Annotated in this window: 19 protein-coding genes and 2 pseudogenes; 13 read left to right on the top strand and 8 right to left on the bottom strand. The window is 72.7% G+C overall.

Going from position 1 to position 22,010, the window contains the following annotated elements:
• Positions 1-626: 626 nt before the first annotated feature.
• Positions 627-903, top strand: a pseudogene (locus tag ACFY3N_RS33250) (transposase); the annotation flags it as partial.
• Positions 904-1,377: 474 nt separating this feature from the next.
• Positions 1,378-1,857 (top strand): hypothetical protein, encoded by a 480-nt coding sequence (locus tag ACFY3N_RS33255; protein WP_390820532.1) that lies wholly within the window; start codon positions 1,378-1,380, stop codon positions 1,855-1,857.
• A gap of 220 nt (positions 1,858-2,077) precedes the next feature.
• On the opposite strand, the gene ACFY3N_RS33260 is transcribed toward ACFY3N_RS33255, so the two are convergent.
• Positions 2,078-2,500 carry a secondary thiamine-phosphate synthase enzyme YjbQ gene (locus ACFY3N_RS33260; protein WP_390820533.1) on the bottom strand — a complete coding sequence of 141 codons (423 nt, stop codon included), beginning with the start codon at positions 2,498-2,500 and terminating at the stop codon, positions 2,078-2,080.
• 92 nt (positions 2,501-2,592) lie between these two features.
• On the opposite strand from ACFY3N_RS33260, the gene ACFY3N_RS33265 reads away from it, so the two are divergent.
• Positions 2,593-3,663 (top strand): NAD(P)-binding domain-containing protein, encoded by a 1,071-nt coding sequence (locus tag ACFY3N_RS33265; protein WP_390820554.1) that lies wholly within the window; start codon positions 2,593-2,595, stop codon positions 3,661-3,663.
• Between the two features lie 18 nt (positions 3,664-3,681).
• Here the strand turns inward: ACFY3N_RS33265 and mltG are convergent, their stop codons facing one another.
• Both mltG and ACFY3N_RS33275 read right to left on the bottom strand, forming a co-directional pair.
• Complete coding sequence (gene mltG / locus ACFY3N_RS33270; RefSeq protein WP_390820534.1) at positions 3,682-4,539, bottom strand: endolytic transglycosylase MltG; 858 nt, start codon at positions 4,537-4,539, stop codon at positions 3,682-3,684.
• Positions 4,540-4,582: 43 nt separating this feature from the next.
• A complete protein-coding gene (locus ACFY3N_RS33275; protein WP_390820535.1) occupies positions 4,583-6,385 on the bottom strand; it encodes an ABC transporter ATP-binding protein in 1,803 nt (600 codons plus the stop codon).
• A gap of 105 nt (positions 6,386-6,490) precedes the next feature.
• Between ACFY3N_RS33275 and ACFY3N_RS33280 the strand changes: the two genes are divergently transcribed.
• The 5 genes from ACFY3N_RS33280 to ACFY3N_RS33300 all read left to right on the top strand — a co-directional run bounded on the left by ACFY3N_RS33280 (position 6,491) and on the right by ACFY3N_RS33300 (position 12,001).
• Complete coding sequence (locus ACFY3N_RS33280) at positions 6,491-6,955, top strand: MarR family winged helix-turn-helix transcriptional regulator (RefSeq protein ID WP_390820536.1); 465 nt, start codon at positions 6,491-6,493, stop codon at positions 6,953-6,955.
• A gap of 211 nt (positions 6,956-7,166) precedes the next feature.
• Positions 7,167-8,999 (top strand): ABC transporter ATP-binding protein, encoded by a 1,833-nt coding sequence (locus tag ACFY3N_RS33285; protein ID WP_390820537.1) that lies wholly within the window; start codon positions 7,167-7,169, stop codon positions 8,997-8,999.
• Positions 8,996-10,777 (top strand): ABC transporter ATP-binding protein, encoded by a 1,782-nt coding sequence (locus ACFY3N_RS33290; RefSeq protein WP_390820538.1) that lies wholly within the window; start codon positions 8,996-8,998, stop codon positions 10,775-10,777. The genes ACFY3N_RS33285 and ACFY3N_RS33290 overlap by 4 nt, the downstream gene beginning before the upstream one ends.
• Before the next feature lie 483 nt (positions 10,778-11,260).
• Positions 11,261-11,731, top strand: a complete 471-nt coding sequence (locus ACFY3N_RS33295; protein ID WP_390820539.1) for a DUF5709 domain-containing protein — start codon at positions 11,261-11,263, stop codon at positions 11,729-11,731.
• A gap of 15 nt (positions 11,732-11,746) precedes the next feature.
• Complete coding sequence (locus tag ACFY3N_RS33300; protein ID WP_073934726.1) at positions 11,747-12,001, top strand: type B 50S ribosomal protein L31; 255 nt, start codon at positions 11,747-11,749, stop codon at positions 11,999-12,001.
• 20 nt (positions 12,002-12,021) lie between these two features.
• Here the strand turns inward: ACFY3N_RS33300 and ACFY3N_RS33305 are convergent, their stop codons facing one another.
• Positions 12,022-12,816, bottom strand: a complete 795-nt coding sequence (locus ACFY3N_RS33305; RefSeq protein WP_390820540.1) for a metal-dependent hydrolase — start codon at positions 12,814-12,816, stop codon at positions 12,022-12,024.
• Positions 12,817-12,961: 145 nt separating this feature from the next.
• Here ACFY3N_RS33305 and ACFY3N_RS33310 point away from each other — a divergent pair, with 145 nt between their 5' ends.
• A complete protein-coding gene (locus ACFY3N_RS33310) occupies positions 12,962-15,475 on the top strand; it encodes a DEAD/DEAH box helicase (RefSeq protein ID WP_390820541.1) in 2,514 nt (837 codons plus the stop codon).
• Positions 15,476-15,494: 19 nt separating this feature from the next.
• Entirely contained in the window at positions 15,495-16,361 is an 867-nt protein-coding gene (locus ACFY3N_RS33315; protein ID WP_390820542.1) for an acyl-CoA thioesterase, read from the top strand.
• Here ACFY3N_RS33315 and ACFY3N_RS33320 read toward each other — a convergent pair.
• The 3 genes and pseudogenes from ACFY3N_RS33320 to ACFY3N_RS33330 all read right to left on the bottom strand — a co-directional run bounded on the left by ACFY3N_RS33320 (position 16,298) and on the right by ACFY3N_RS33330 (position 17,714).
• A complete protein-coding gene (locus ACFY3N_RS33320) occupies positions 16,298-16,801 on the bottom strand; it encodes a DUF6397 family protein (protein ID WP_390820543.1) in 504 nt (167 codons plus the stop codon). The two genes, ACFY3N_RS33315 and ACFY3N_RS33320, sit on opposite strands and share 64 nt — an antisense overlap.
• Before the next feature lie 82 nt (positions 16,802-16,883).
• A pseudogene (locus ACFY3N_RS33325) lies at positions 16,884-17,180 on the bottom strand (DUF6397 family protein); the annotation flags it as partial.
• Between the two features lie 126 nt (positions 17,181-17,306).
• Positions 17,307-17,714: a roadblock/LC7 domain-containing protein gene (locus ACFY3N_RS33330; RefSeq protein ID WP_390820544.1), complete on the bottom strand. Its 408-nt coding sequence runs from the start codon at positions 17,712-17,714 to the stop codon at positions 17,307-17,309.
• 325 nt (positions 17,715-18,039) lie between these two features.
• On the opposite strand from ACFY3N_RS33330, the gene ACFY3N_RS33335 reads away from it, so the two are divergent.
• The 3 genes from ACFY3N_RS33335 to ACFY3N_RS33345 all read left to right on the top strand — a co-directional run bounded on the left by ACFY3N_RS33335 (position 18,040) and on the right by ACFY3N_RS33345 (position 21,589).
• Positions 18,040-18,639, top strand: coding sequence for a class I SAM-dependent methyltransferase (locus ACFY3N_RS33335; protein ID WP_390820545.1), 600 nt, complete (start codon positions 18,040-18,042; stop codon positions 18,637-18,639).
• A 511-nt stretch (positions 18,640-19,150) separates the two neighbouring features.
• On the top strand, positions 19,151-20,023 hold the full coding sequence (locus ACFY3N_RS33340) for a hypothetical protein (protein ID WP_390820546.1): 873 nt from the start codon (positions 19,151-19,153) through the stop codon (positions 20,021-20,023).
• Positions 20,024-20,203: 180 nt separating this feature from the next.
• A complete protein-coding gene (locus tag ACFY3N_RS33345) occupies positions 20,204-21,589 on the top strand; it encodes a tannase/feruloyl esterase family alpha/beta hydrolase (protein WP_390820547.1) in 1,386 nt (461 codons plus the stop codon).
• A gap of 4 nt (positions 21,590-21,593) precedes the next feature.
• Here ACFY3N_RS33345 and ACFY3N_RS33350 read toward each other — a convergent pair whose 3' ends face one another.
• Positions 21,594-21,776 carry a hypothetical protein gene (locus ACFY3N_RS33350; RefSeq protein ID WP_390820548.1) on the bottom strand — a complete coding sequence of 61 codons (183 nt, stop codon included), beginning with the start codon at positions 21,774-21,776 and terminating at the stop codon, positions 21,594-21,596.
• Positions 21,777-22,010 lie beyond the last annotated feature (234 nt).

Raw genomic sequence — 22,010 nt, forward strand, 5'->3', positions numbered from 1 at the left:
TGGGGGGGGGGGGGGGGGGGGGGGGGCGGGGGGGGGTGGGTGGGGGGGGGGGGGGGGGGGGGGGGGGGGGGGCGGGGCGCCCCCCCCCCCCCCCACGCCCGCCACACCTGGCGAGGGGCGCGGGCGCCACGGTTCTGGCCAGACGGCTGATCCAGGCGGTACTTCGCCTCGGTGCTCATGGAGGTCCGCCGGCGCACGGCCCGAACGACCTGGTCAGTCACCTGCAGCAACCACGACACAGTGATCACCGGCTCCTCGAACTCGCAGTGGCAGACGTGCCTCTGTCCTTGATTGACCTCTTTGAGGAAACACCCCACAGCCACCGCGAATAGTCGCCTCGGACTGGCCGGGGGCCCGCTGCTGCACACCTGCGGCACGGCTACGCTGCGCGACCTGAGCGTGACGCAGAACCCGTCCTTGGCCAGCAACGATCCGTCTCTGAGCCCAGCAGCCGCTGGGGAGAATCCGAGGAGAACGAGCCGCCCCGGGGAGCGGATGAGAAGAATCAACCGCATATGACAGCGTTACCGTGAAAGCCGCAGGAAGCCAAAATTGCAGGTCAGCAAACTGAGGGCGGCAGCTTCAAGAAGATCTTCCCCTGGCCCGTCAGTTCAAGCCTGGCATGAGCCGACAGCGGATACCGCACCAGGGTGATCGACCACGGCACCCGCCTCGGAATCGACGTCGGAGTCGTCGAACGCGAAGCTGGCGCCAAAGGCTTCAAAGTGATCCCCGGGCGGTGGGTGGTCGAGCGGACCTTTGGATGGCTCATGCGTCACCGCCGCCTGGCCCGCGACTACGAGACCCACCCGTACCGGTCCGAAGCCATGATCCACGTCGCCGTGATCGACCTCATGAGCAGTCGCCTGCCGTGAGGACACCTTGAACCGGCGAGACACCTGATCGATCTGTCCGGCATCCATCCACCCCGCAAGACCCGGGCACGCAGTTCCGGCAGATCAACGCAATCGCGAAGATCCGGCCGCGGCAGTCCAGCGCGCTCACGCATCAACGCGACGGCCTGGATATGGCGTCCAACGACAACCAGTTCGTCGACTTGTTGCCGGTCCTCAACTGGAAGGCGTTCCCACAGAGCATCGTTCACCTTCACATGGAAATCGAAGCACCGGTATTCACCTGACGACGCCCTCTGCCTCTGGTACCCGCACGATCCGGACGAACGTCGCTGGACTGGTTCGAAAGGGCTGCTGGACCTCATCGAGATAGTCCGCACACACTTGTTCCTCGAACACTACTGGCGGCTCACCGGTGGTGAGCAAGGTGGTCAGTGGGTAGTGGAGGACGCCCCTCACGGCATGCCGGGGAGTGATGTGTGCAGGTCATCACGACGGCACAGGCGACGGACAACGGCTGGACGTGGACCCAGACAGCCGCGCTGATCGTCCCCGCATCGCTCTCTTCGGCGCCTATCTGACGTACACCCTTGGTCAGCGGGCCGTACGCAGGGAAAGCCGGGCCAAGACCTTCGCCGAAGCACTGACCACGGTCGAGGAGTACCTGGAGATGCCGTACCGCATACGGCGTCGGCCCGAGTCCTCCCCCGCGGTGCGGCAACAGCTCACCGACGAGGTCAGCGGCCTTCTCGCACGGATGGCCTTCCACCAAGCCCGGCTGCAGATCGAGGCATCAGCCGTCGCGTGCCCCTACTCGGCTCTCGTAGCGACGGCCCGAGCGGAAGCCGGCGCGCAGATGAGCCTCGCCTGGCAGCAACCTCCGATCACCACCGACAGCGGGGTGAACCTCGGCGTGCCGTATCCCCGGGACCGGTCAATCACGGCTCGAGCCATCTGCATTGCAGTGATGCGCCGGCACCTCCTATGCCGACCACGCTCGTGACGTCCGTCCCCGGCGACCGGTGATGCTCATCGGTCTCCCCCGGACGCGAGCACACTGCGCGGTGTGGCGAGGGCCAGTCCTCGCGCACGGGGGGCTCCGGTCCGACTGCGGCAATGCCCTACGGGAGGAACCGCCGGATGAAGCGGCTATGACCACTCCAGAGGGCGTCTCTCGTTTGGCGCGGCCGGATGCCACTCCTACAGTGACGTCGGACGCGGCGTTATCCGAGGAACGACAACCGCACCTGACGGTCGTGATTCGAGACGTTCGTGTCGACCAGGCACACCGACTGCCAGGTGCCCAGTTCCAGCCGCCCGTCCACCACCGGGAGCGTCGCGTGGGGCGGGACGAAGGCGGGCAGGACGTGGTCGCGGCCGTGGCCGGGGCTGCCGTGGCGGTGCTGCCAGCGGTCGTCGGCGGGCAGCAGGGTGTGCAGGGCGGACAGGAGGTCGTCGTCGCTGCCGGCGCCGGTCTCGATCACGGCGACACCGGCCGTGGCGTGCGGCACGAAGATGTTCAGCAGGCCGTCCCGACCGCCCGCCGTCTCCCTCAGGAAGGCTTCGCAGTCGCCGGTGATGTCGACGACCCTCTCGTCGGAGCCGGTGGCGATGTTCAGGACTCGGGTGGTGAAGGCATCGGACATGTGCTCCATCCTGGCCCATGCGCCGGGGTTCCCGCGGGAGCGCCTGCGGGAAGATCCACGGCCCGCGGCCGGTTGGTGGAGACGTGAACGACATGCGCGAGGTCGACGTGGTCGTCGTGGGCGCCGGGCAGGCCGGGCTGTCGAGCGCCCACCACCTGCGGCGGGCCGGGTTCGAGCCGGACCGCGACTTCGTGGTGCTGGACCATTCCCCGGGCCCCGGCGGCGCCTGGCAGTTCCGGTGGCCGTCACTGACGTACGGCAAGGTGCACGGGATGCACGCGCTGCCCGGGATGGAGCTCACGGGTGCCGATCCGGCGCGGGCCTCCTCCGAGGTGATCAGCGCGTACTTCGACCGCTACGAGCGGGCCTTCGACCTGCGGGTGCGGCGTCCGGTGGACGTACGGGCGGTGCGGGAGGGGTCCGGCGGACGGCTGCTGGTGGAGACCTCGGACGGCGACTGGTCGACGCGGGCGCTGATCAACGCCACCGGCACCTGGGACCGGCCGTTCTGGCCGCGCTTTCCGGGCCAGGAGACCTTCCGGGGACGGCAGCTGCACACGGCGCGGTACCCGGGGCCGGAGGCGTTCACCGGGCAGCGGGTGGTCGTGGTGGGCGGCGGCGCGTCGGGTACCCAGCATCTGCTGGAGATCGCGCCGTACGCGGCGGCCACGACGTGGGTGACCCGGCGGCCCCCGGTCTTCCGTGAGGGTCCGTTCGACGAGGAGGCGGGCCGGGCGGCCGTGGCGCTCGTCGAGGAGCGGGTGCGGCTGGGCCTGCCGCCGCGCAGTGTCGTCTCCGTGACGGGGCTGCCGCTGAACGACGCGATCCGGCGGGGTCTCGCGGACGGCGTGCTCGACCGGCGGCCCCTGTTCGAGCGGATCACGCCCGACGGCGTGGAGTGGGCGGACCGGCGGCGGGTGGCGGCCGACGTCATCCTGTGGGCGACCGGCTTCCGTCCCGCCGTCGGGCATCTCGCCCCGCTGCGGCTGCGGGAGCCGGGGGGCGGGATCCGGGTCGAGGGCACGCGGGCGGTCGCCGACCCGCGGATCCATCTGGTCGGCTACGGCCCCTCGGCGAGCACGATCGGCGCCAACCGGGCCGGACGCGCGGCGGTACGGGAGATCGGGCGGCTCCTGGCGCGGGAGGAGCGGGCCGCGGCGTGACGGCCGGGGGCCGGCTGCTCACTTCTCCGGCGGTTCGCCCGCCTCCCCGCCCGCCTTCTTCCGCTCGGCGTCGGACTCGGCGACGTTGCGCTGGTGCTCCGCGTAGTCGGCCGTGAAGCGGGTGTCGCCCGGCCTGACGGTGACGAAGTAGAGCCAGTCGCCCGGGGCCGGGTTGATCGCGGCGCGCACCGCGTCCTCGCCGGGGTTGTCGATCGGGGTCGGGGGCAGCCCCATGCGCCGGTAGGAGTTGTAGGGGCTGTCGACCTCGGTGTCGGGGGCCGTCGTGCGCGGCGTCGTGCGGTTCAGGGCGTAGTGGACGGTGGAGTCCATCTGGAGCGGCATCCCGCGCTCCAGCCGGTTGAAGATCACCCGGGCCACCTTGCCCATGTCGGCCTTGGTGGCCGCCTCGGCCTGGACGATGCTCGCGACGGTGACCGCCTGATAGACGTTCATCGCGTTGCGCTGCGCACCGGCGGCGACCGGGGCCCCGTTGAACTTCTTGTCGGCGGTGTCGACCATGCGGGACAGCAGCTTCTGGGGGGTCGCCTTCTCCCGGAGCGGATAGGTCGCCGGGAAGAGGTAGCCCTCCGGGTTGCCCCCGGCCTCGTCGGGCAGCTTCAGGTCCGCCGTGGCGAGGGACTTCTTCGTGGTGCCGGCGGGCAGGTCGAGGACCTCGTCGACGGCGGCGTACACCTGGCTCGCGCGCCAGCCCTCCGGGACCACCAGGGTGGTGGGGCGGGATTCGTCGCCGCCGTTCATGATCAGCAGCGGCACCGCCACGGCGGTGCCGGCCACGACGGCTCCGAGCGCCGCGAGGGCGAGGCGGCCCCGGCGCGTCAGTCGGATCGTGCTCCGTGACGGAGTGTTCGTCTGCATGCGGGCACGGTAACCCGCATACCGCCATAAACCTGGCATATCTTCATCTTGTCGGCTCCAGTTGGGCGTCCCGGCGCACGAGGGCCGCATACCGCCCGCCGCGCTCCAGCAGTTCCTCGTGCGTGCCGCGTTCGACCGCGCGGCCGGAGTCGAGGACCACGATCTGGTCGGCGCTGCGGACGGTGGACAGCCGGTGGGCGATGGTGACCGTGGTGCGGTCGGCCGACAGCGCGTCGATGGCCTCCTGGACGGCGGCCTCGGTGCGGGTGTCCAGCGCGCTGGTGGCCTCGTCGAGCACCAGGACCGGCGGGTCGCGCAGGATGGTCCGGGCGATCGCCAGGCGCTGCTTCTCACCACCGGAGAAGCGGTGGCCGCGCTCGCCGACCACCGTGTCGTACCCGTCGGGCAGGGCGGCGATGTGGTCGTGGATCTGCGCGGCCCGCGCCGCCGCGTGCAGCTCCTCGTCGGTGGCGTCCGGCTTGGCGAAGCGCAGGTTGTCCGCGACCGAGGCGTGGAAGAGGTACGTCTCCTGGGAGACGACGCCCACCGCGCGGGCCAGCGTGTCGAAGTCGAGGTCTCGGACGTCCACGCCGTCGAGGGTGACCCGGCCGCCCGTGACGTCGTACAGCCGCGGCACGAGGTGACCGAGGGTGGACTTGCCGGCGCCGGTCGGCCCGACCACGGCGAGGCTGCCGCCCGGGGGGACGGTGATGTCGATGCCGTCGAGGACGGGGCCGCTCTTGTCGTCGTATCCGAAGGTGACGTCCTCGAAGCGGACCTCGCCCTTGATCCGGTCGAGGTGGACCGGGTCCGCGCGCTCGGTGATGTCGACCGGGAGGTCGAGGTACTCGAAGATGCGCTGGAAGAGCGCGAGCGACGTCTGGATCTGGACACCGGTGGACAGCAGGCTCACGGCCGGGCGGAACAGCCCCTGTTGGAGCGAGACGAAGGCGACGATGGTGCCGATGGAGACCGCGGGGCCGCCCGCCTGCAGGGCGATGCCGGCCGTCCAGTAGATGACCGCCGGCATGGCGGCCATGACGATCGTGATGACGGCCATGCGCCAGCGGCCGGCCATGTTCGACCGGACCTCCAGGTCGACCAGACGCTCGGACTCGTCCGCGAAGGCGCCGGTCAGGGAGTCGGAGCGGCCCATGGTGCGGCCGAGCAGGATGCCGCTGACCGAGAGCGACTCGGTGACCGTGGCGGCCATCGCCGCCATCTGCTTCTGGCGCTGGGTGGTGATCTTCTTGCGCTCGTTGCCCACCCGGCGGCTGATCCAGACGAACACCGGCAGCAGGACCAGTGAGACCACGGTCAGCCGCCAGTCGAGCGCCAGCATCGCGACGACGGTGGCGACCACACTGGTGAGGTTGGAGACCAGGGACGTCGCCGTGGAGGTCACGGTGGCCTGCATGCCGCCGATGTCGTTGGCGATGCGGGACTGGACCTCGCCGGTGCGGGTGCGGGTGAAGAAGGCGAGCGACATGCGCTGGAGCCGGCCGTAGACGGCGGTGCGCAGGTCGTGCATCACGCGCTGGCCGACGGTGGTCGAGATCAGGGTCTGCAGCACGCCGAAGACGCTGGTGAGGACGGCGCTGAGGATCATGCCGAGCGCGAGCAGGCTGAGCAGCCCGGTGCGGCCCTCGGGGATGGCGACGTCGAGGATCGCCTTCAGCAGGAACGGGGTGGCCACCGAGACCAGCGAGGCGGCGCCGACGAGCAGGCCGACGATCGCGAGGCGGCCCCGGTAGGGACGGAAGAGCCTCAGGATGCGCCGCACCTGCCGGGGTTGCTTCCCGGCGCCGGCGGGCGGGGTCCAGTCGGGTTCGTGGTCGGGGTGCATGGTCTCCTTCGGGACGGGTGCCCGGGACGGGGGCCCGAGGGCAGGCGGAGCATAGCTCATTGTTACCTCTACTCACAATGAGCGGCATCCTGATATTGTTCCCGCATGACCGCTCCCGACCCCGACGGCCTGCTGGCCGAGCAGCTGCTTCGGCTGACCCGCCGGGTGCACCGCATCCAAAAGCGCCATCTGGAGCGGCGCGAACTCGGCATCACCCCTGCCCAGTCTCGGCTGCTGCGCACGCTCGCGCATTACGGTTCGCCGCCCCGCATGACCGATCTGGCCGAGCGGCTGGAGGTGGTGCCCCGCGCCGTCACCACACTGGTCGACGGGCTGGAGGCGAACGGCAAGGTGCGGCGGGTCCCGGATCCGGCCAATCGGCGGGTGACCCGGATCGAGCTCACCGACGACGGACGCGCGGCCCTGCGGGAACTGCGCGCCGCGCGCCGGTCCGCCGCGGAGGAGATCCTGGCCCCGCTGGGGGACGCCCAGCGCGAGGCTCTGGGCGAGTTGCTGGACGCCCTGGTCGACGGGCCGGTCCCCCCGGGGTGCGGCGACGCGTCCGCATGACCCGTGTGACGTGCCGGCACGGCGGTGCGGGCCGGCCGGGCCGCCGGTTCCGTGCGCCCTGACGGAAAACCGTTTGCCTCCCGGTACGTAGCGGGGTCAACCTGTCACGGTTTGCTGCCGCCGCCCCCGGACGGCGGCAGCCGTGCCCGCATGCCCTTCCGCCTTCTCCCCCGTTTCCGCCGCCCCCCCTGATCCGAGCCACTGGGACGTCATGCAGATTCAAGACCTTCCGTTTCCCGATCCGGGGGTGCCCGACGCGCGCTCGGGTCCCCGATTCCTGTGGTGGCTCTTCCGGAATCAGCTGTCCGGGCAGCTCAAGTCACTGGCCTGGGGTCTGCTGCACTTCGCCTCCGTGGCCTCGCTGCCATTCTGCGTCGGCGTCGCCGTCCAGGCCGCGGTCGACCGCTCCGGCGGCCGGCTCGCGCTGGCCGGCGGCCTGATGGCGCTGGCCTGTGCGGGCAACGCGGTCGGCGACACCTTCCTGCACCGCGCCGCCGTCACCAACTGGATCACCGCGGCGGCCCGCGTCCAGCAGCTGCTGGCCCGCAAGGCGGCGACGCTGGGCTCCGCGCTGACCCGGCGTGTCGCCGCCGGTGAGGTCGTGGCCGTGTCCACCGGTGACGTCGAGAAGATCGGGTGGTTCGTGGAGGCCCTGTCGCGGTTCACGGCGGCGGCGGTCACCATCGTGCTGGTCTGCGTCGGCCTGGTCGTCTACCAGCCGGCGCTGGGGGTCGTCGTCGCCGTGGGGCTGCCGGTGCTGGCAATCGCGGTGCTGCCGCTGCTCCCCCGCGCCACCCGGCGGGCGGACGTCCAGCGCGAGAAGGCCGGCCGGGCCACCGAGCTCGCCTCGGACACCGTCGCCGGGCTGCGCGTACTGCGCGGCATCGGCGGCGAGGAACTGTTCCTCGACCGCTACCGCCGGGCCTCCCAGGAGGTCCGCCACGCCGCCGTGCGCAGCGCCAGGATGTGGGCCCTGATCGCCGCGATCCAGGTAGTGCTGCCGGGGATCCTGCTGATCACGGTGGTCTGGTACGGCGTCCACCTCGCCCGCGAGGGCCGGATCGCCGTCGGTGAACTGGTCACCGTCTACAGCTCGGTCATGGTGCTCACCTACCCGCTGCGGCACTTCGAGGAGATCGCGATGGCGTACTCCTTCTCGCGTCCCTCGGCGAAGCGGGCCTCGCGCGTGCTGTCGCTGGAGCGGGCCACGGACACCGCGGGATCGCGCGGCGCCGAGGACCCGTCCGGTGACCTGTACGACCCGGCGACCGGTCTGCTCGCCCCCGCGGGCAGGCTCACCGCCGTGGTGTGCGGGGACCCGGACGCGGCGGGACGGCTGGCCGAACGGCTCGGCGGACACGCCTCCGAGCAGGGCGTCTCGGTGCTGCTCGGAGGGGTGCCGCTCGACGAACTGCCGCTGGACTGCGCCCGCCGGGCCGTCCTCGTGCAGGACAAGGATCCGGTGCTGCTCTCCGGCACCCTGCGCGAGCTGCTCGACGTGCCGGCGTCCGGTGCGGTCGATCCGCGCGACGCGCTGGACGCCGCGCAGTGCGGGGACGTGCTGACGGCGCTGGTGCAGGGCTCGGTGGACGTCGCGGACCCGATGGACGCGCGGATCACCGAGCGCGGGCGGTCCCTGTCCGGCGGGCAGCGCCAGCGGCTCGCACTGGCCCGGTCGCTGGTCACGGACCCGGAGGTGCTCGTCCTGGACGAGCCGACTTCGGCCGTCGACTCGCACACCGAGGCCCGTGTCGCCCAGGGCGTGCGTGACCTGCGGGCGCGGCGCACCACCGTGGTGTTCACCTCGTCCCCGCTGCTGCTGGACCGCGCCGACCGGGTGGTGTTCCTGCACGACGGCACCGTCGCGGCGGTCGGCGGCCACCGCGAACTGGTGCGCACCGAGCCCCGGTACCGGGCCGTGGTGACGCGCGAGACCGAGGACGAGGCCGCACCGGCCGAGGTCCTGGACGAGGACGGCGTCCTGCGCGAGGACGAGGTCCTGCACCGACTGGAACAGCTGGAAGAGATCGAGGAGACAGCATGATCGGCGTGGCGCCACCGGCCTACGACCCGGCGGCCCCGACCACGGCCGCCACGCTGCCCGTGGGTGCGCCCGCGACCGTCCGCGCCTACGTGGGCGAACTGCTGCGCAGGCACCGCCGGGCCTTCGTGCTGCTGATCATCGTGAACACGGTCGCCGTGGTCTCCTCGATGGTGGGTCCGTACCTGCTGGGCGGACTCGTGGAACGGGTCTCCGGCCGGGAGCGGGAGCTGCGTCTGGGGCTCACGGTCACGCTGTTCGTGCTCGCGCTTGCCGTCCAGGCGGTGTTCGTCCGGCAGGTACGGCTGCGCGGGGCGATGCTCGGCGAGCGGATGCTGGCCGATCTGCGCGAGGACTTCCTGGTGCGGTCGGTCGGGCTGCCGCCGGGTGTGCTGGAACGGGCGGGCACGGGTGATCTGCTGTCGCGGATCACGACCGACATCGACCGGCTCGGCAACGCGATGCGCGAGGCCGTGCCCCAGCTGGCCATCGGCGTGGTGTGGGCGGCGCTGCTGCTGGGCGGACTGGTCGTCACGGCGCCCGAGCTGGCTCCGGCCGTGCTGGTCGCCGTGCCCCTGCTGGTGGTCGTCTGCCGCTGGTACTTCCGGCGGGCGCCGGCCGGATACCGCTCGGAGGCCGCCGGGTACGCCGCCGTGGCCGCCTCGCTCGCCGAGACCGTGGACGCGGGACGGACCGTGGAGGCGCACCGCCTCGGCGGGCGTCGCGTGGCCCTGTCCGACCAGCGGGTCAGGGAGTGGACGGCCTGGGAGCGCTACACCCTCTGGCTGCGGTCGGTGCTCGTCCCCGTCATCAACATCACCCATGTGACCGTGCTCGGCTCGGTGCTGATGATCGGCGGGGTGTTCGTCCTGCGGGGCTGGATCGGTGTCGGCCAGCTGACCACGGGCGCGCTGATCGCGCAGATGCTCGTCGATCCGGTGGGGCTGATCCTGCGCTGGTACGACGAGCTGCAGGTGGCGCAGGTGTCGCTGGCGCGGCTGGTCGGGGTCCGGGAGATCGAGCCCGACGCCGGTGACGCCGCGCTCTCCCCCGACGGGCGCCGGGTGCACGCGGACCGGGTGCACTTCGGCTACCGGGAGGGCGTCGACGTGCTGCGCAAGGTCTCCCTGGAGGTGGCCCCCGGGACCAGGCTGGCGCTGGTCGGCCCCTCGGGCGCGGGCAAGTCCACCCTGGGCCGGCTGCTCGCCGGGATCTACGCGCCCCGGGACGGGCGGGTCACCCTGGGCGACGCCGAGCTGTCGCGGATGACCGCGGAACGGGTCCGGGAGCATGTGGCCCTGGTCAACCAGGAGCATCACGTCTTCGTGGGCTCCCTGCGCGACAATCTGCGGCTCGCCAGGACGAACGCGGAGGACGCCGAACTGTGGGCGGCGCTCGGGGCGGTCGACGCGGACGGCTGGGCCCGTGCGCTGGACGAGGGACTGGACACCGAGGTCGGCTCCGGCGGGTTCGCGCTCACCCCGGCCCAGGCCCAGCAGATCGCGCTGGCCCGGCTGGTGCTGGCCGACCCGCACACGCTGGTCCTGGACGAGGCGACCTCGCTGCTCGACCCGCGCGCGGCACGGCACCTGGAACGCTCCCTGGCCCGCGTCCTGGACGGCAGGACCGTCGTGGCCATCGCCCACCGCCTGCACACCGCCCATGACGCGGACGTCATCGCCGTCGTGGAGAACGGCCGCATCAGCGAACTGGGCAGCCACGACGACCTGGTCGCGGCGGACGGAGCGTACGCGGCGCTGTGGCGCTCCTGGCACGGCTGAGCCCGCACCGCCCCGGCGGAGGCGGGCCTGCGAGCGAGGTCCCCCCGGGCCTGCCGGGGTGGCCTCGGAGCAGCCCGGGATCCCGCTGACCGGGCCGGCGGCGCGGGGCCGGGCGGCGGCACCGTGCCGTTCCGCCGGCCGGCCGCCGGATCGGGGCACGGGACGCCCCGGCAGCGGTGGGGCCGGGGAACACGATCCGCGCCGGCGGCCGTGCCCGTGCGGGCCCGGGGACGGTTCCGGGCCGCGGGCCGGGGCCTCGGCGGGGGTTCCGGGCCCGGCGGGATGAGGGCCCCGGGCGCGCCGTCCGCCGGTGGTGTGCCGTTGCGCGGTGGGGAGCTCCGGTGGAAGGCTGGAGTCAGGCACCGGCTCGGGGAGCCCCCAGGGGCCCGGCGGACCGGGCACCGGAGGCGCCAGTGCCTCGTACCGGCGGCCCGGCGCGGGCCGCGGCGGGAACGGGCCCGCCCCCACCCTCTGGAGGTACCCGTGAACAGCGCCGACGGTTGGGGAGACGACGTGTACCAGCCCGACGCGTCCGAGATTCAGGACGACGCCGGACTGCTCGACGCCGAGGACACCCTGGAGAACGACGGCGTCGCCGACCCCCTCGACCGGGGCTGGTCCCCTCCGGAGCGGCCCTGGGCCGTGGAGCACTACGGTGTGACGGCGGCGGAGCGCCACGAGGGCGAGACGCTGGACCAGCGTCTCGCCGAGGAACTGCCCGATCTCACCGACGGCGACGGCGACGGCATCGGTGATTCCTCGGGCACCGACGGGGAACTCCTGGACAACGAGGTGGGAGCCGCGCGCTCCGGCCGGCTCGTGGCCCCCGACGAAGGGGCGCACGAGGACGAGGAGGAGGCCCTGGTCGCCATGGACGTCGGCATCGACGGCGCGGCCGCTTCCGCCGAGGAGGCCGCGGTCCACGTCGTCGACGAGGACAACCTGCCGGGCTGACCCCGAGGAGCACTCATGCAGCAGGACAAGCACCCCGACTACCATCCGGTCGTCTTCCGTGACCGTGCCGCCGGATACGCCTTCCTCACCCGGTCCACCGCGACCAGCGACCGGACCATCGAGTGGGACGACGGCGAGACCTACCCGGTGGTGGAGGTGGAGATCTCCTCGGAGAGCCACCCGTTCTACACGGGCAGGGCCCGGACCGTGGACACGGAGGGCCGCGTCGCCCGCTTCGAGCGCCGGTACGGCGGTGAGGGCTCCGGCTGAGTCCCGGACGGGCGCGTGCCTCAGATCACGTTGAGCGCCGCCGCGCAGCCCACTCCGCCCAGCAGCATGAACACGGGCATCAGCACCTTCAGCTCCACCCAGCTGCCGGCCCGGAACCGCATCGCCTTCGGCGGGCCGATCGGGTACCAGCGCTTGCGGCCCACCGGTATCGGCCACAGGATCGGACAGCCGGAGACGGTCAGCGCGTCCCCGATGTCGTGCACCAGCGCGCCCAGGACGACCGGCAGGCCCAGCCACAGGTACTCCTGGCCCGGCTCGGTGAACAGCCAGTCCGCCCCGTTGCCCGGCTCGTCCAGGACGCCCGCGAGGATCCAGGCGCTGGTCGCGGCCAGCAGCCACACCAGGACATCGCTGCTGGAACCTCGCGTCGCCCGCCACAGCAGGCCCTCGATGGCCAGCACCATGTGCACGAAGAGGATGGCCAGCACCGCCCAGCGGCCGCCCGTGATCGCCAGGACCGCGGTGCCGGCACCGATCAGCACCGCCCACAGCCAGGTGTGCGTGAGCGTGCGGTGCCCGCCGGAGCGGCGCGGATCGCCCTGCTTCTTGGTGGCCTTGTAGACGGCGTAGGACAGCTTGTCGACGATCTCGCACAGCCAGCGGGACAGGGGCCCGAAGGCCCGCGAGATGGTGGCCGCCTTGTGGTCCAGGTCCGGGGCGAGCGCGGCGCCGGCGCAGATCAGGGCGCCGGCCAGGAGGACCGGCCAGGGCATGGGGTGTCCGGCCGCGGCGGTCGCCGCGCCGACCCCGAGCCAGGCCGCGGCGCCCGACAGTGAGTGTGCTGGTCCCATCATCGCCGTTGCCCGCCCCATTTCTCGTTCGCCGCCGACCGGTTGACCGGGCGCGCCGACCCTCCTCCGGCGACACAGCGTAGCGTTCGCGATCTTCCCGCCCGTAGCCGATTCCCCCATCGGCCGGGTGGGCAGGCAAGATGGGGACGTGACCCTCATCGATCAGCTGCCGCCGACCGCCGACCCCGACGCCCTCTACGAAGCCTTCGAGTCGTGGGCCCGGGAGCGCGGTCTCACGCTCTATCCGCACCAGGAGGAGGCGCTGATCGAGGTGGTCTCCGGGGCGAACGTGATCGTGTCGACGCCCACCGGCTCCGGCAAGAGCATGATCGCGGCGGGTGCCCACTTCGCCGCCCTGGCGCGCGACGAGGTCACCTTCTACACGGCGCCCATCAAGGCGCTGGTGTCGGAGAAGTTCTTCGAGCTGTGCAAGATCTTCGGCACGGAGAACGTCGGCATGCTCACCGGCGACGCGTCCGTCAACGCCGACGCCCCGGTCATCTGCTGCACCGCCGAGGTGCTGGCGTCGATCGCGCTGCGCGACGGCAAGGACGCCGACGTGGGCCAGGTCGTGATGGACGAGTTCCACTTCTACGCGGAGCCGGACCGCGGCTGGGCCTGGCAGATCCCGCTCCTGGAGCTGCCGCAGGCGCAGTTCGTGCTGATGTCGGCGACGCTCGGCGACGTCTCCTTCTTCGAGAAGGACCTCACCCGCCGCACGGACCGTCCCACCTCCGTGGTCCGCTCGGCGACCCGGCCGGTGCCGCTGTCCTACGAGTACCGGTACACGCCGCTCACCGAGACGCTCACCGATCTGCTCGAGGCCCGGCAGGCGCCGGTCTACATCGTGCACTTCACGCAGGCGCAGGCGGTGGAGCGGGCGCAGGCGCTGATGAGCATCAACATGTGCACGCGCGAGGAGAAGGACCGGATCGCCGAACTGATCGGCAACTTCCGCTTCACCACCAAGTTCGGCCGCAACCTGTCCCGCTACGTCCGGCACGGCATCGGCGTGCATCACGCCGGCATGCTGCCCAAGTACCGGCGGCTGGTGGAGAAGCTCGCGCAGGCCGGTCTGCTGAAGGTTATCTGCGGCACCGACACGCTCGGGGTGGGCGTCAACGTCCCCATCCGCACGGTGCTGTTCACGGCCCTGACCAAGTACGACGGCAACCGCGTGCGCACGCTGCGGGCCCGTGAGTTCCACCAGATCGCGGGCCGCGCCGGTCGCGCCGGCTTCGACACCGAGGGCTTCGTGGTGGCCCAGGCCCCCGAGCACGTCATCGAGAACGAGAAGGCGCTGGCCAAGGCCGGTGACGATCCGAAGAAGCGCCGCAAGGTCGTGCGCAAGAAGGCACCCGAGGGCTTCGTCGCCTGGAGCGAGCAGACCTTCGAGAAGCTCATCGCCTCCGAGCCGGAGCCGCTGACCTCCCGTTTCCGGGTCACGCACACCATGCTGCTGTCGGTGATCGCCCGGCCCGGAGACGCCTTCGAGGCCATGCGGCGGCTGCTGGAGGACAACCACGAGCCGCGCAAGCAGCAGCTGCGGCACATCCGGCGGGCGATCGCCATCTACCGCTCGCTGCTGGACGGCGGCATCGTCGAGAAGCTCGACCGGCCGGACGCCGAGGGCCGGATCGTCCGCCTCACCGTGGACCTGCAGCAGGACTTCGCGCTGAACCAGCCGCTGTCCACGTTCGCACTGGCCGCGTTCGAGCTGCTGGACCCCGAGTCGCCGTCGTACGCGTTGGACATGGTGTCCGTCGTGGAGTCCACGCTGGACGATCCGCGCCAGATCCTCGCCGCCCAGCAGAACAAGGCGCGCGGCGAGGCGGTCGCTGCGATGAAGGCCGACGGCGTGGAGTACGAGGAGCGCATGGAGCGGCTCCAGGACGTCACCTACCCGAAGCCGCTGGAGGAGCTGCTCTTCCACGCGTACAACACCTACCGCAAGAGCCATCCCTGGGTCGGCGACCATCCGCTGTCGCCGAAGTCCGTGATCCGGGACATGTACGAACGGGCGCTGTCGTTCACCGAGTTGGTGTCCCACTACGAGCTGGCCCGCACCGAGGGCATCGTGCTGCGCTACCTCGCGAGCGCCTACAAGGCGCTGGAGCACACCGTCCCGGACGACCTGAAGTCGGAGGACCTGGAGGACCTGATCGCCTGGCTGGGCGAGACGGTGCGCCAGGTCGACTCCAGCCTGCTGGACGAGTGGGAGCAGCTGGCCAATCCGGAGGAGATGACCGCCGAGGAGGCGCAGGAGAGGGCCGACCAGGTCAAGCCGGTCACCGCCAACGCCCGTGCCTTCCGCGTCCTGGTCCGCAACGCCATGTTCCGCCGGGTCGAGCTCGCCGCCCTCGACCAGGTGGGGGAACTGGGCGAGCTGGACGCCGAGGGCGGCTGGGACGCCGAGGCCTGGGGCGAGGCGATGGACAAGTACTGGGACGAGCACGAGGAGCTCGGCACCGGTCCCGACGCCCGCGGGCCGAAACTGCTCCTGATCGAGGAGGAGCCGCAGAACGGGCTGTGGCGGGTCCGGCAGATCTTCGACGACCCCAGCGGCGACCACGACTGGGGCATCAGCGCCGAGGTCGACCTCACCGCCTCCGACGCGGAGGGCCGTGCGGTCGTCCGGGTCACCGATGTCGGCCAGTTGTGAGCACAGGAGAACCCCACCCATGACGAATCCCGCCGAGAGCCTCGTCGCCCTGCTCGACCTGGAGCAGATCGAGGTCAACATATTCCGTGGCCGCAGCCCGCAGGAGTCCCTCCAGCGGGTCTTCGGCGGCCAGGTGGCCGGCCAGGCCCTGGTCGCCGCCGGCCGCACCACGGAGGGCGACCGTCCCGTGCACTCCCTGCACGCGTACTTCCTTCGTCCGGGCAGGCCCGGGGTGCCGATCGTGTACCAGGTGGAACGGGTGCGGGACGGCCGGTCGTTCACGACCCGGCGGGTCACCGCGGTGCAGCAGGGCCGCACGATCTTCAATCTGACCGCCTCCTTCCACAAGCCCGAACCGGGAAGCTTCGAACACCAGCTGCCGCCGGCCCGCGAGGTCCCGGACCCCGAGTCGCTGCCGACGGTGTCCGACGAGATCCGTGAGCATCTGGGCACGCTGCCGGAGCAGTTGGAGCGGATGGCGCGCCGCCAGCCCTTCGACATCCGCTATGTGGACCGGCTGCGCTGGGACGCCGACGAGGTCAAGGACGCCGAGCCGCGCAGCGCGGTGTGGATGCGCGCGGTCGGCCCGCTCGGCGACGATCCGCTGGTGCACACCTGTGCCCTGACGTACGCCAGTGACATGACCCTCCTGGACGCCGTGCGGATCCCGGTGGAGCCGCTGTGGGGGCCGCGCGGCTTCGACATGGCGTCGCTGGACCACGCCATGTGGTTCCACCGCCCGTTCCGCGCCGACGAGTGGTTCCTGTACGACCAGGAGTCGCCGATCGCCACGGGCGGGCGGGGCCTGGCCCGCGGCCGGATCTACGACCTGGAGGGCCGGATGCTGGTGTCCGTCGTCCAGGAGGGGTTGTTCCGGGCCCTGTAGGTCACCGGTTTCCGCGCCGCCACCGGCCCAGCAGGCCGAGGGACGTGCCGCGCACCGGCCCGACGGTTTCCCGCGCCCGCCGAGCCGGTCCGGGGCGGCGGGGAGCGGGGCGGGGCGCCGGCCGGTGAGCCGGGCGCGCCGTGGGACGCCGGCGGCCGGCGGAACCGGTTGAGGTGGGAGCGGTCGTAGGCGTCCGGGACGGCCTCTGACACGTGCGGCGGGGCGAGCAGTGACGCCACGGCCCCGGCGCGTGCCCAGGGGTCCTCGGCCCGGTGGAGCATGAAGTCCAGCTGCCGGGTGCGCCAGTTCCGCGGACGGAGGTCGATGCCGGTGCCGAGCCGGCTCCCGAGGGTCTCGGGCGTGCGCCCCGTCAGCAGGGGGGTGTTCCTGTCGTCGGCCGCGAACGTCCTTGGTTCCTCGGCCGGATAGAGCCAGACCACGGCACGGTAGCGGTTCGGGTGGAAACTTCACGGGCACCAGCAGTCCCAGCCTCGCGAGGCGGGTGAAACGGGTCTTCGTCACCGCGATGAGGGCGGCGCCCTCCGTGGTGCCCACGGCCCGCACGCTCCGGTGCAGGGCCTCCGGAAAGCCCGGCCCGGCGCGGAGCCGCTCGATCTCGGCCCGGTCGACCCGTCGGCCCCCTCCGCCGCCGTCGGGGATCGTACGGATCCGCCCGAGCCGCACGGCCAGGTCGAACTCGGTTTCCTTGAGACCGAGGGCGCGGGCCGCGCGACCCGGGCCGGACCAGTCCTCCCGGGCCGCCGTGGGCCGCTCGGCGGTGGCGGTGGTGTGGTGCGCGATGGTGTGCTGTCCGGGCATGTTCGCCTTCCCCCGTGGAGTGTGGGCGGCCGGCGCCGGGTGCGCCGCTCGGAAAAACCGTAGCCGCTTTGTCACTCTCCGTGTCGACCCTGTGGATAACTCCACAGCGGAGGAAGGACTCGCAGGTCAGAGCTCTGTGTCGGGTTCCGGCCGACGGGCGTCCACGTCCAGGTGTTCGCCGACCCGGTTGACGAGCAAGGTCATCTCGTACGCGATCCGGCCGATGTCGGCCTCCGCCCCGCTGAGTACGCACAGACAGCTGCCGGCGCCCGCCGCGGTGACGAAGAGCACCGCGTCGTCGAACTCGATCATCGTCTGACGCACCCCGCCCGCGCCGAAGTGCCGCCCCGACCCCTTGGCGAGGCTGTGCAGTCCGGACGAGACGGCGGCGAGGTGCTCCGCGTCCTCGCGCCGCAGCCCCGTGCTCGCGCCCGTCACCAGCCCGTCGTTGGACAGGACCAGCGCGTGCCGGACGTGTTCGACGCGTTGGGTCAGGTCGTCCAGCAGCCAGTCGAGTCCCCGGTTCTGCGCCATGTCGTGCCTCTCCCCCTGGTCTTCCCCGTGTTCTGCCCCGTGTGCCGTTCCCTCCTGGCGGGAGGGACCTCGCGCCAGCCTTACCCACGACCGGGCGCCGGGCAAGGAGGACGGGGGCCGAGGGGCGGAAGATGACCGAGGAACGGTGGCGCGAGCCCGGATCCCGCGGTCGTCCCACCGGGTCGGGCAGTCGGGCGGCCGCGCGGTGCACACGCGTCCGGCGCGCTCGACGAGCCGGAGTGGTCCTGGGACGCGTTCGCCTCCGGCGTGAACGCACAGGCTCTGTGCGGGGCGTCGTCCGTGCCGGTGGGGGATCATGCGGGGCATGAGCGACGACCACACACACGTCCAGGAGTTCTTCACCGCGCGTGCCGCCGACTGGGACCGCCGCTTCCCCGACGACGGTCCGGCCTACGCCGCCGCGGTCGCCGGACTCGGGCTGCACGAGGGGGACCGGGTGCTCGACGCGGGCTGCGGCACAGGGCGCGCCCTGCCTCCGCTGCGTGCGGCCGTGGGGCCCTCCGGCGTGGTCCTCGGCGCGGACCTGACACCGGCCATGCTGCGGGAGGCGGCGCGGGCCGGACGGGACCGGGACGGGGCGCTGCTGCTGACCGACGTCGCCGCGCTGCCGCTGCGCCCGTCCGCGCTGGACGCCGTGTTCGCGGCCGGCCTGATCGCCCACCTGCCCGATGCGGCCGCCGGCCTCCGGGAGATCGCGCGGGTGGTGCGGCCGGGTGGCGCGCTCGCGCTGTTCCATCCGATCGGGCGGGCGGCACTCGCCGCCCGGCAGGGCCGCACGCTCACCCCGGACGACCTCCGCGCGGAGCCGAATCTCCGGGCGCTGCTGTCCCGTTCGGGGTGGCGCATGACGTCGTACGCCGACGAGGACACGCGCTTCCTGGCACTGGCCGTCCGTACGGACTGAACACCCGGCCACGCGCCGGGCACTCGGTCCGGGTTCCGCACCGGACCGCTCCGAAGTCCCGGTACGGAGTGCGGCGTCCGGGTCCGGCGGCCGGTGACCGCGCTTGCCGGACCGCGGTTGGCGCGTGGAGGGACGGGCCGCGCGGGAGGCGCGTCCGCACGATCTGTTCGAGGCCGCCGCGGCGTACGTCCCGGCCTGCGCGGAGGACGGCCGGGACCGGACCGGCGAAGCGGGCCGGCCGGGTGCCGCCGGAGGCGCTGTCGTCCGGGGCGAACGGGCCGGCCGTGCCGGGCGGTGACCGCGCTCATGCGGGAACGGGACGGGTCCCCGGGGACGGTCGTGCGGGTGCCGCCGGGTCCTCCGGCCGCCCGAACCGTCCGCCGACGCGTGGTCGATTCGCCCCCGTCCGGTCGGAAACACGCAGCTCCGGGCATGGCCGCGGGGGTCGTGACAAGCGGCTCGGGGTCGGCATAGGGTGCGCGCCGGTGGACGAACCGATGGGGAGGCTGGGATGGCCGGGACGGACGAGGAAGCCGTCGCCGCCGCGGACGACGCGCTCTACGTGCTCACGGCGGCGCTGCTGACGCCGGCGAAGTTCCCGAGCGTACTGGGCGACGACTACCCGGAGGCGTGCGCGACGCTCGGCCTTCCACCCCTCGCCGACGGGTACGGGCTGGTGCTCGGCCAGGACGGCGGGGGCGCCCGGTGGACCGTCGTCGTCGACGACGTCTCGCTGGTCGCCGTCGCGATCGCGTCCTGGGACTGCGGGATGGAACACGATCTGTCGCCGGACGAGCGCACGGTCGTCGCCGCGCTGCCCGGCTGGCCCCTCGCGGTGGCCGTCGCGGCGCCGAACGTGCCCGCGCCGCACGATCCCGGGCCGGACGCCGCGGACCGGCCCCCGCTGGCCCCTCCGGACGCCGAGACCTGGGGACCCGCCCAGCGCCGGCTGGGTGCCGACGAGATCGCGCTGCAGTGGGCGGTCTGGCGGGAGCGGGTCGACGACGCGGCGTTCCCGGTGCCGGGTGGCCCGGCCCGGGCGGCAGACGACGTGGAGGAACCCGCGCAGGACGGCCGGACGGAGGAGACGGGCGCCCGACCGGACGGGCGGCCGGGGCACCGCGGGATCCGGCGGGTGCTGGCGGAGGCACGCGCGTACGTCGGCTCGCCGCCGCCGCTCGGCCGGGTCCGCTCGTCCTTCGCCCCGGGTGGGGCGCGCACCCTGCGTGCCGACGGCCCCGGCTGGTCGCTGGTGGCCCGGACGGACGACATCGCGTTCGTCCTGCTCGACGACGAACCCGGCGAGGTCCTGCCGGTGGGCCGGGGCCCGGAGCTGCCGGGCCTGCTCGAAGCGCTCGACCGGATGGCCGTACGGCCGCGCTGAGCACACGCGACGTCACAAGGCCACGGATGAGGGACAACAGCGTGTGTTAAACCCCCACGTGCGGGCGCCGTTCCATAGGGTGTCCACCCATCGATGACGGCGAGGGCGGGCCCTCACCATGGGGCAGTTCCGCGATCGACCGCTGTTCCCCTTCCGCTGTTCATCCTTTCGGAGGCCGTCATGCACCCCTCCCGTGGCATTCCGTCGCTCGTCGCCGTCCTCGCCGCGGCCGCACTCACCGCTCCGGCTCCGGCCGGCGCGGCCGGGGACGGTCACTGCGCGCGCCAGGAACGCGTGCGTGTACCGGGCGCCGCCCACCAGCGCAGTGCCTGCCTCGCCGATCTGACCACGGCGGGGCTGGCCGGTACGCCGTACACCGACATGACCGACCAGGCGGGGCTGACCGCCGCGGCCACCCGGTCGCCGTCCGGCGTGCCCGGGGTGCAGATCGACGGCTACTTCCCGGACTCCTCCCGTTTCAACAACACCCACGGCTGGCGGCACGACGCCCAGTTCGTGATCCGGCTGCCCGACCGCTGGAACGGCGGCCTGGTGGTCACCGGCGCACCCGGCAACCGCAAGCAGTACGCGACCGACAAGGCGATCTCCGACCAGGTGCTGGCGCGGGGCTACGCCTATGCGGCGACCGACAAGGGCAACAGCGGCGTCGACTTCCACCGTGATGGCAGGAGGCCCGGTGACGCGGTCGCCGAGTGGAACGCGCGCACCACACAGCTCACCCGCGCCGCCCGGCGCGCGGTGGCCCAGCGTTACGGGCAGGCTCCGCGCCGTACGTACATGACCGGCGTCTCCAACGGCGGCTACCTCACACGCTGGCAGCTGGAGAACCGCCCGGAGCTGTACGACGGCGGGGTCGACTGGGAGGGCACCCTGTGGGCCGCCGAGGGGCGTCACCCGCTGCTCTCCCTTCCGGTGGCGGTGGCCCGGACGTACGGCAGGGCGACCGACGAGGACATGTACGCGGCGGGCTTCGCACGCGGGTCCGAGTTCCTGTGGCCGTACCACGAGAAGGTCTACTGGGGGCTCACGCAGAAGATCTACCGCGCCGAGTTCGACCCCGACCACGACCCGGACTGTCCCGCCCCCTCCGCCGGGTCGACGACGGAGCGGATCCTCGCGCCGTGCCCGTCGGACGCCGCCTACGACTACGCCTCGCGTCCCGCGTCCGTGCACCGCGCCGTGGAGCGGGTGGCGCTCACCGGGCGGATCGGCCGGCCGATGATCACCCTGCACGGCGATCTGGACGCGCTGCTGCCCAAGTCCGTCGACTCCGATGTGTACGACACCATGGTCGAGGCGAGCGGACGCGGCCGGATGCACCGCTACTACACGGTGCAGGACGGCACGCACGCCGACGGGCTGTACGACACCCACCCGGACCGGCTGCGGCCGATCCTGCCCTGCTACCGCTCGGCGTTCGACGCCCTGGTCGCCTGGGTGGAGCGGGGAGTCGCGCCGCCCGCGGACCGAACGGTCGGCAGGCCCGCGGACGGCGACGTGGTCAACTCCTGCGCGCTGGACTCCGGTGAGGAAGTGACGCCGTAGCGCCTCAGCGGCCCAGCTCCTTGCGCGAGACGCGGCGCAGCCTGCGCCGCTGTGCGGGGTCCAGGGCTAGGTACGCGGCGGCCGGGACTCCCAGGACTATCAGGAGCGCGGCCCACCAGGGCAGCCAGATGAGCAGGATCAGTCCGACCGCCACACCCCCCGCGGCGATCTTGGCGTTCTTCGACATGAGTGTCGCCTCCTTCGCGGCCACTGCCGCTCTCTGCCGTGAGAACGGGCCCGAGCCCGCGGCGGTTCCGGACCGCGCCCCTGAGACGTCCCTGAGGTGCGCCCCCTAAGGTCTCCGAGAGCCCGTCGTGGGGGGGGCGGGGGGGGGGGCCCCCCCCCCCCCCCCCCGCGGGGCCCCCGCCCCCCCCCCGCCCCCCCCCCCCCCCCCCCCCCCCCCCCCCCCCCCCCCCCCCCC

The organism is Streptomyces sp. NPDC000348 (assembly GCF_042898795.1).
Classification (GTDB): Bacteria; Actinomycetota; Actinomycetes; order Streptomycetales; family Streptomycetaceae; genus Streptomyces.

Coding starts and splice junctions, on each gene's coding strand:
- ACFY3N_RS33260 (WP_390820533.1), bottom strand. CDS start 2,500: ATGTCCGATGCCTTCACCACCCGAGTCCTGAACATCGCCACCGGCTCC.
- ACFY3N_RS33265 (WP_390820554.1), top strand. CDS start 2,593: ATGCGCGAGGTCGACGTGGTCGTCGTGGGCGCCGGGCAGGCCGGGCTG.
- mltG (WP_390820534.1), bottom strand. CDS start 4,539: ATGCAGACGAACACTCCGTCACGGAGCACGATCCGACTGACGCGCCGG.
- ACFY3N_RS33275 (WP_390820535.1), bottom strand. CDS start 6,385: ATGCACCCCGACCACGAACCCGACTGGACCCCGCCCGCCGGCGCCGGG.
- ACFY3N_RS33280 (WP_390820536.1), top strand. CDS start 6,491: ATGACCGCTCCCGACCCCGACGGCCTGCTGGCCGAGCAGCTGCTTCGG.
- ACFY3N_RS33285 (WP_390820537.1), top strand. CDS start 7,167: ATGCAGATTCAAGACCTTCCGTTTCCCGATCCGGGGGTGCCCGACGCG.
- ACFY3N_RS33290 (WP_390820538.1), top strand. CDS start 8,996: ATGATCGGCGTGGCGCCACCGGCCTACGACCCGGCGGCCCCGACCACG.
- ACFY3N_RS33300 (WP_073934726.1), top strand. CDS start 11,747: ATGCAGCAGGACAAGCACCCCGACTACCATCCGGTCGTCTTCCGTGAC.
- ACFY3N_RS33305 (WP_390820540.1), bottom strand. CDS start 12,816: ATGATGGGACCAGCACACTCACTGTCGGGCGCCGCGGCCTGGCTCGGG.
- ACFY3N_RS33315 (WP_390820542.1), top strand. CDS start 15,495: ATGACGAATCCCGCCGAGAGCCTCGTCGCCCTGCTCGACCTGGAGCAG.
- ACFY3N_RS33330 (WP_390820544.1), bottom strand. CDS start 17,714: ATGGCGCAGAACCGGGGACTCGACTGGCTGCTGGACGACCTGACCCAA.
- ACFY3N_RS33335 (WP_390820545.1), top strand. CDS start 18,040: ATGAGCGACGACCACACACACGTCCAGGAGTTCTTCACCGCGCGTGCC.
- ACFY3N_RS33340 (WP_390820546.1), top strand. CDS start 19,151: ATGGCCGGGACGGACGAGGAAGCCGTCGCCGCCGCGGACGACGCGCTC.
- ACFY3N_RS33345 (WP_390820547.1), top strand. CDS start 20,204: ATGCACCCCTCCCGTGGCATTCCGTCGCTCGTCGCCGTCCTCGCCGCG.
- ACFY3N_RS33350 (WP_390820548.1), bottom strand. CDS start 21,776: ATGTCGAAGAACGCCAAGATCGCCGCGGGGGGTGTGGCGGTCGGACTG.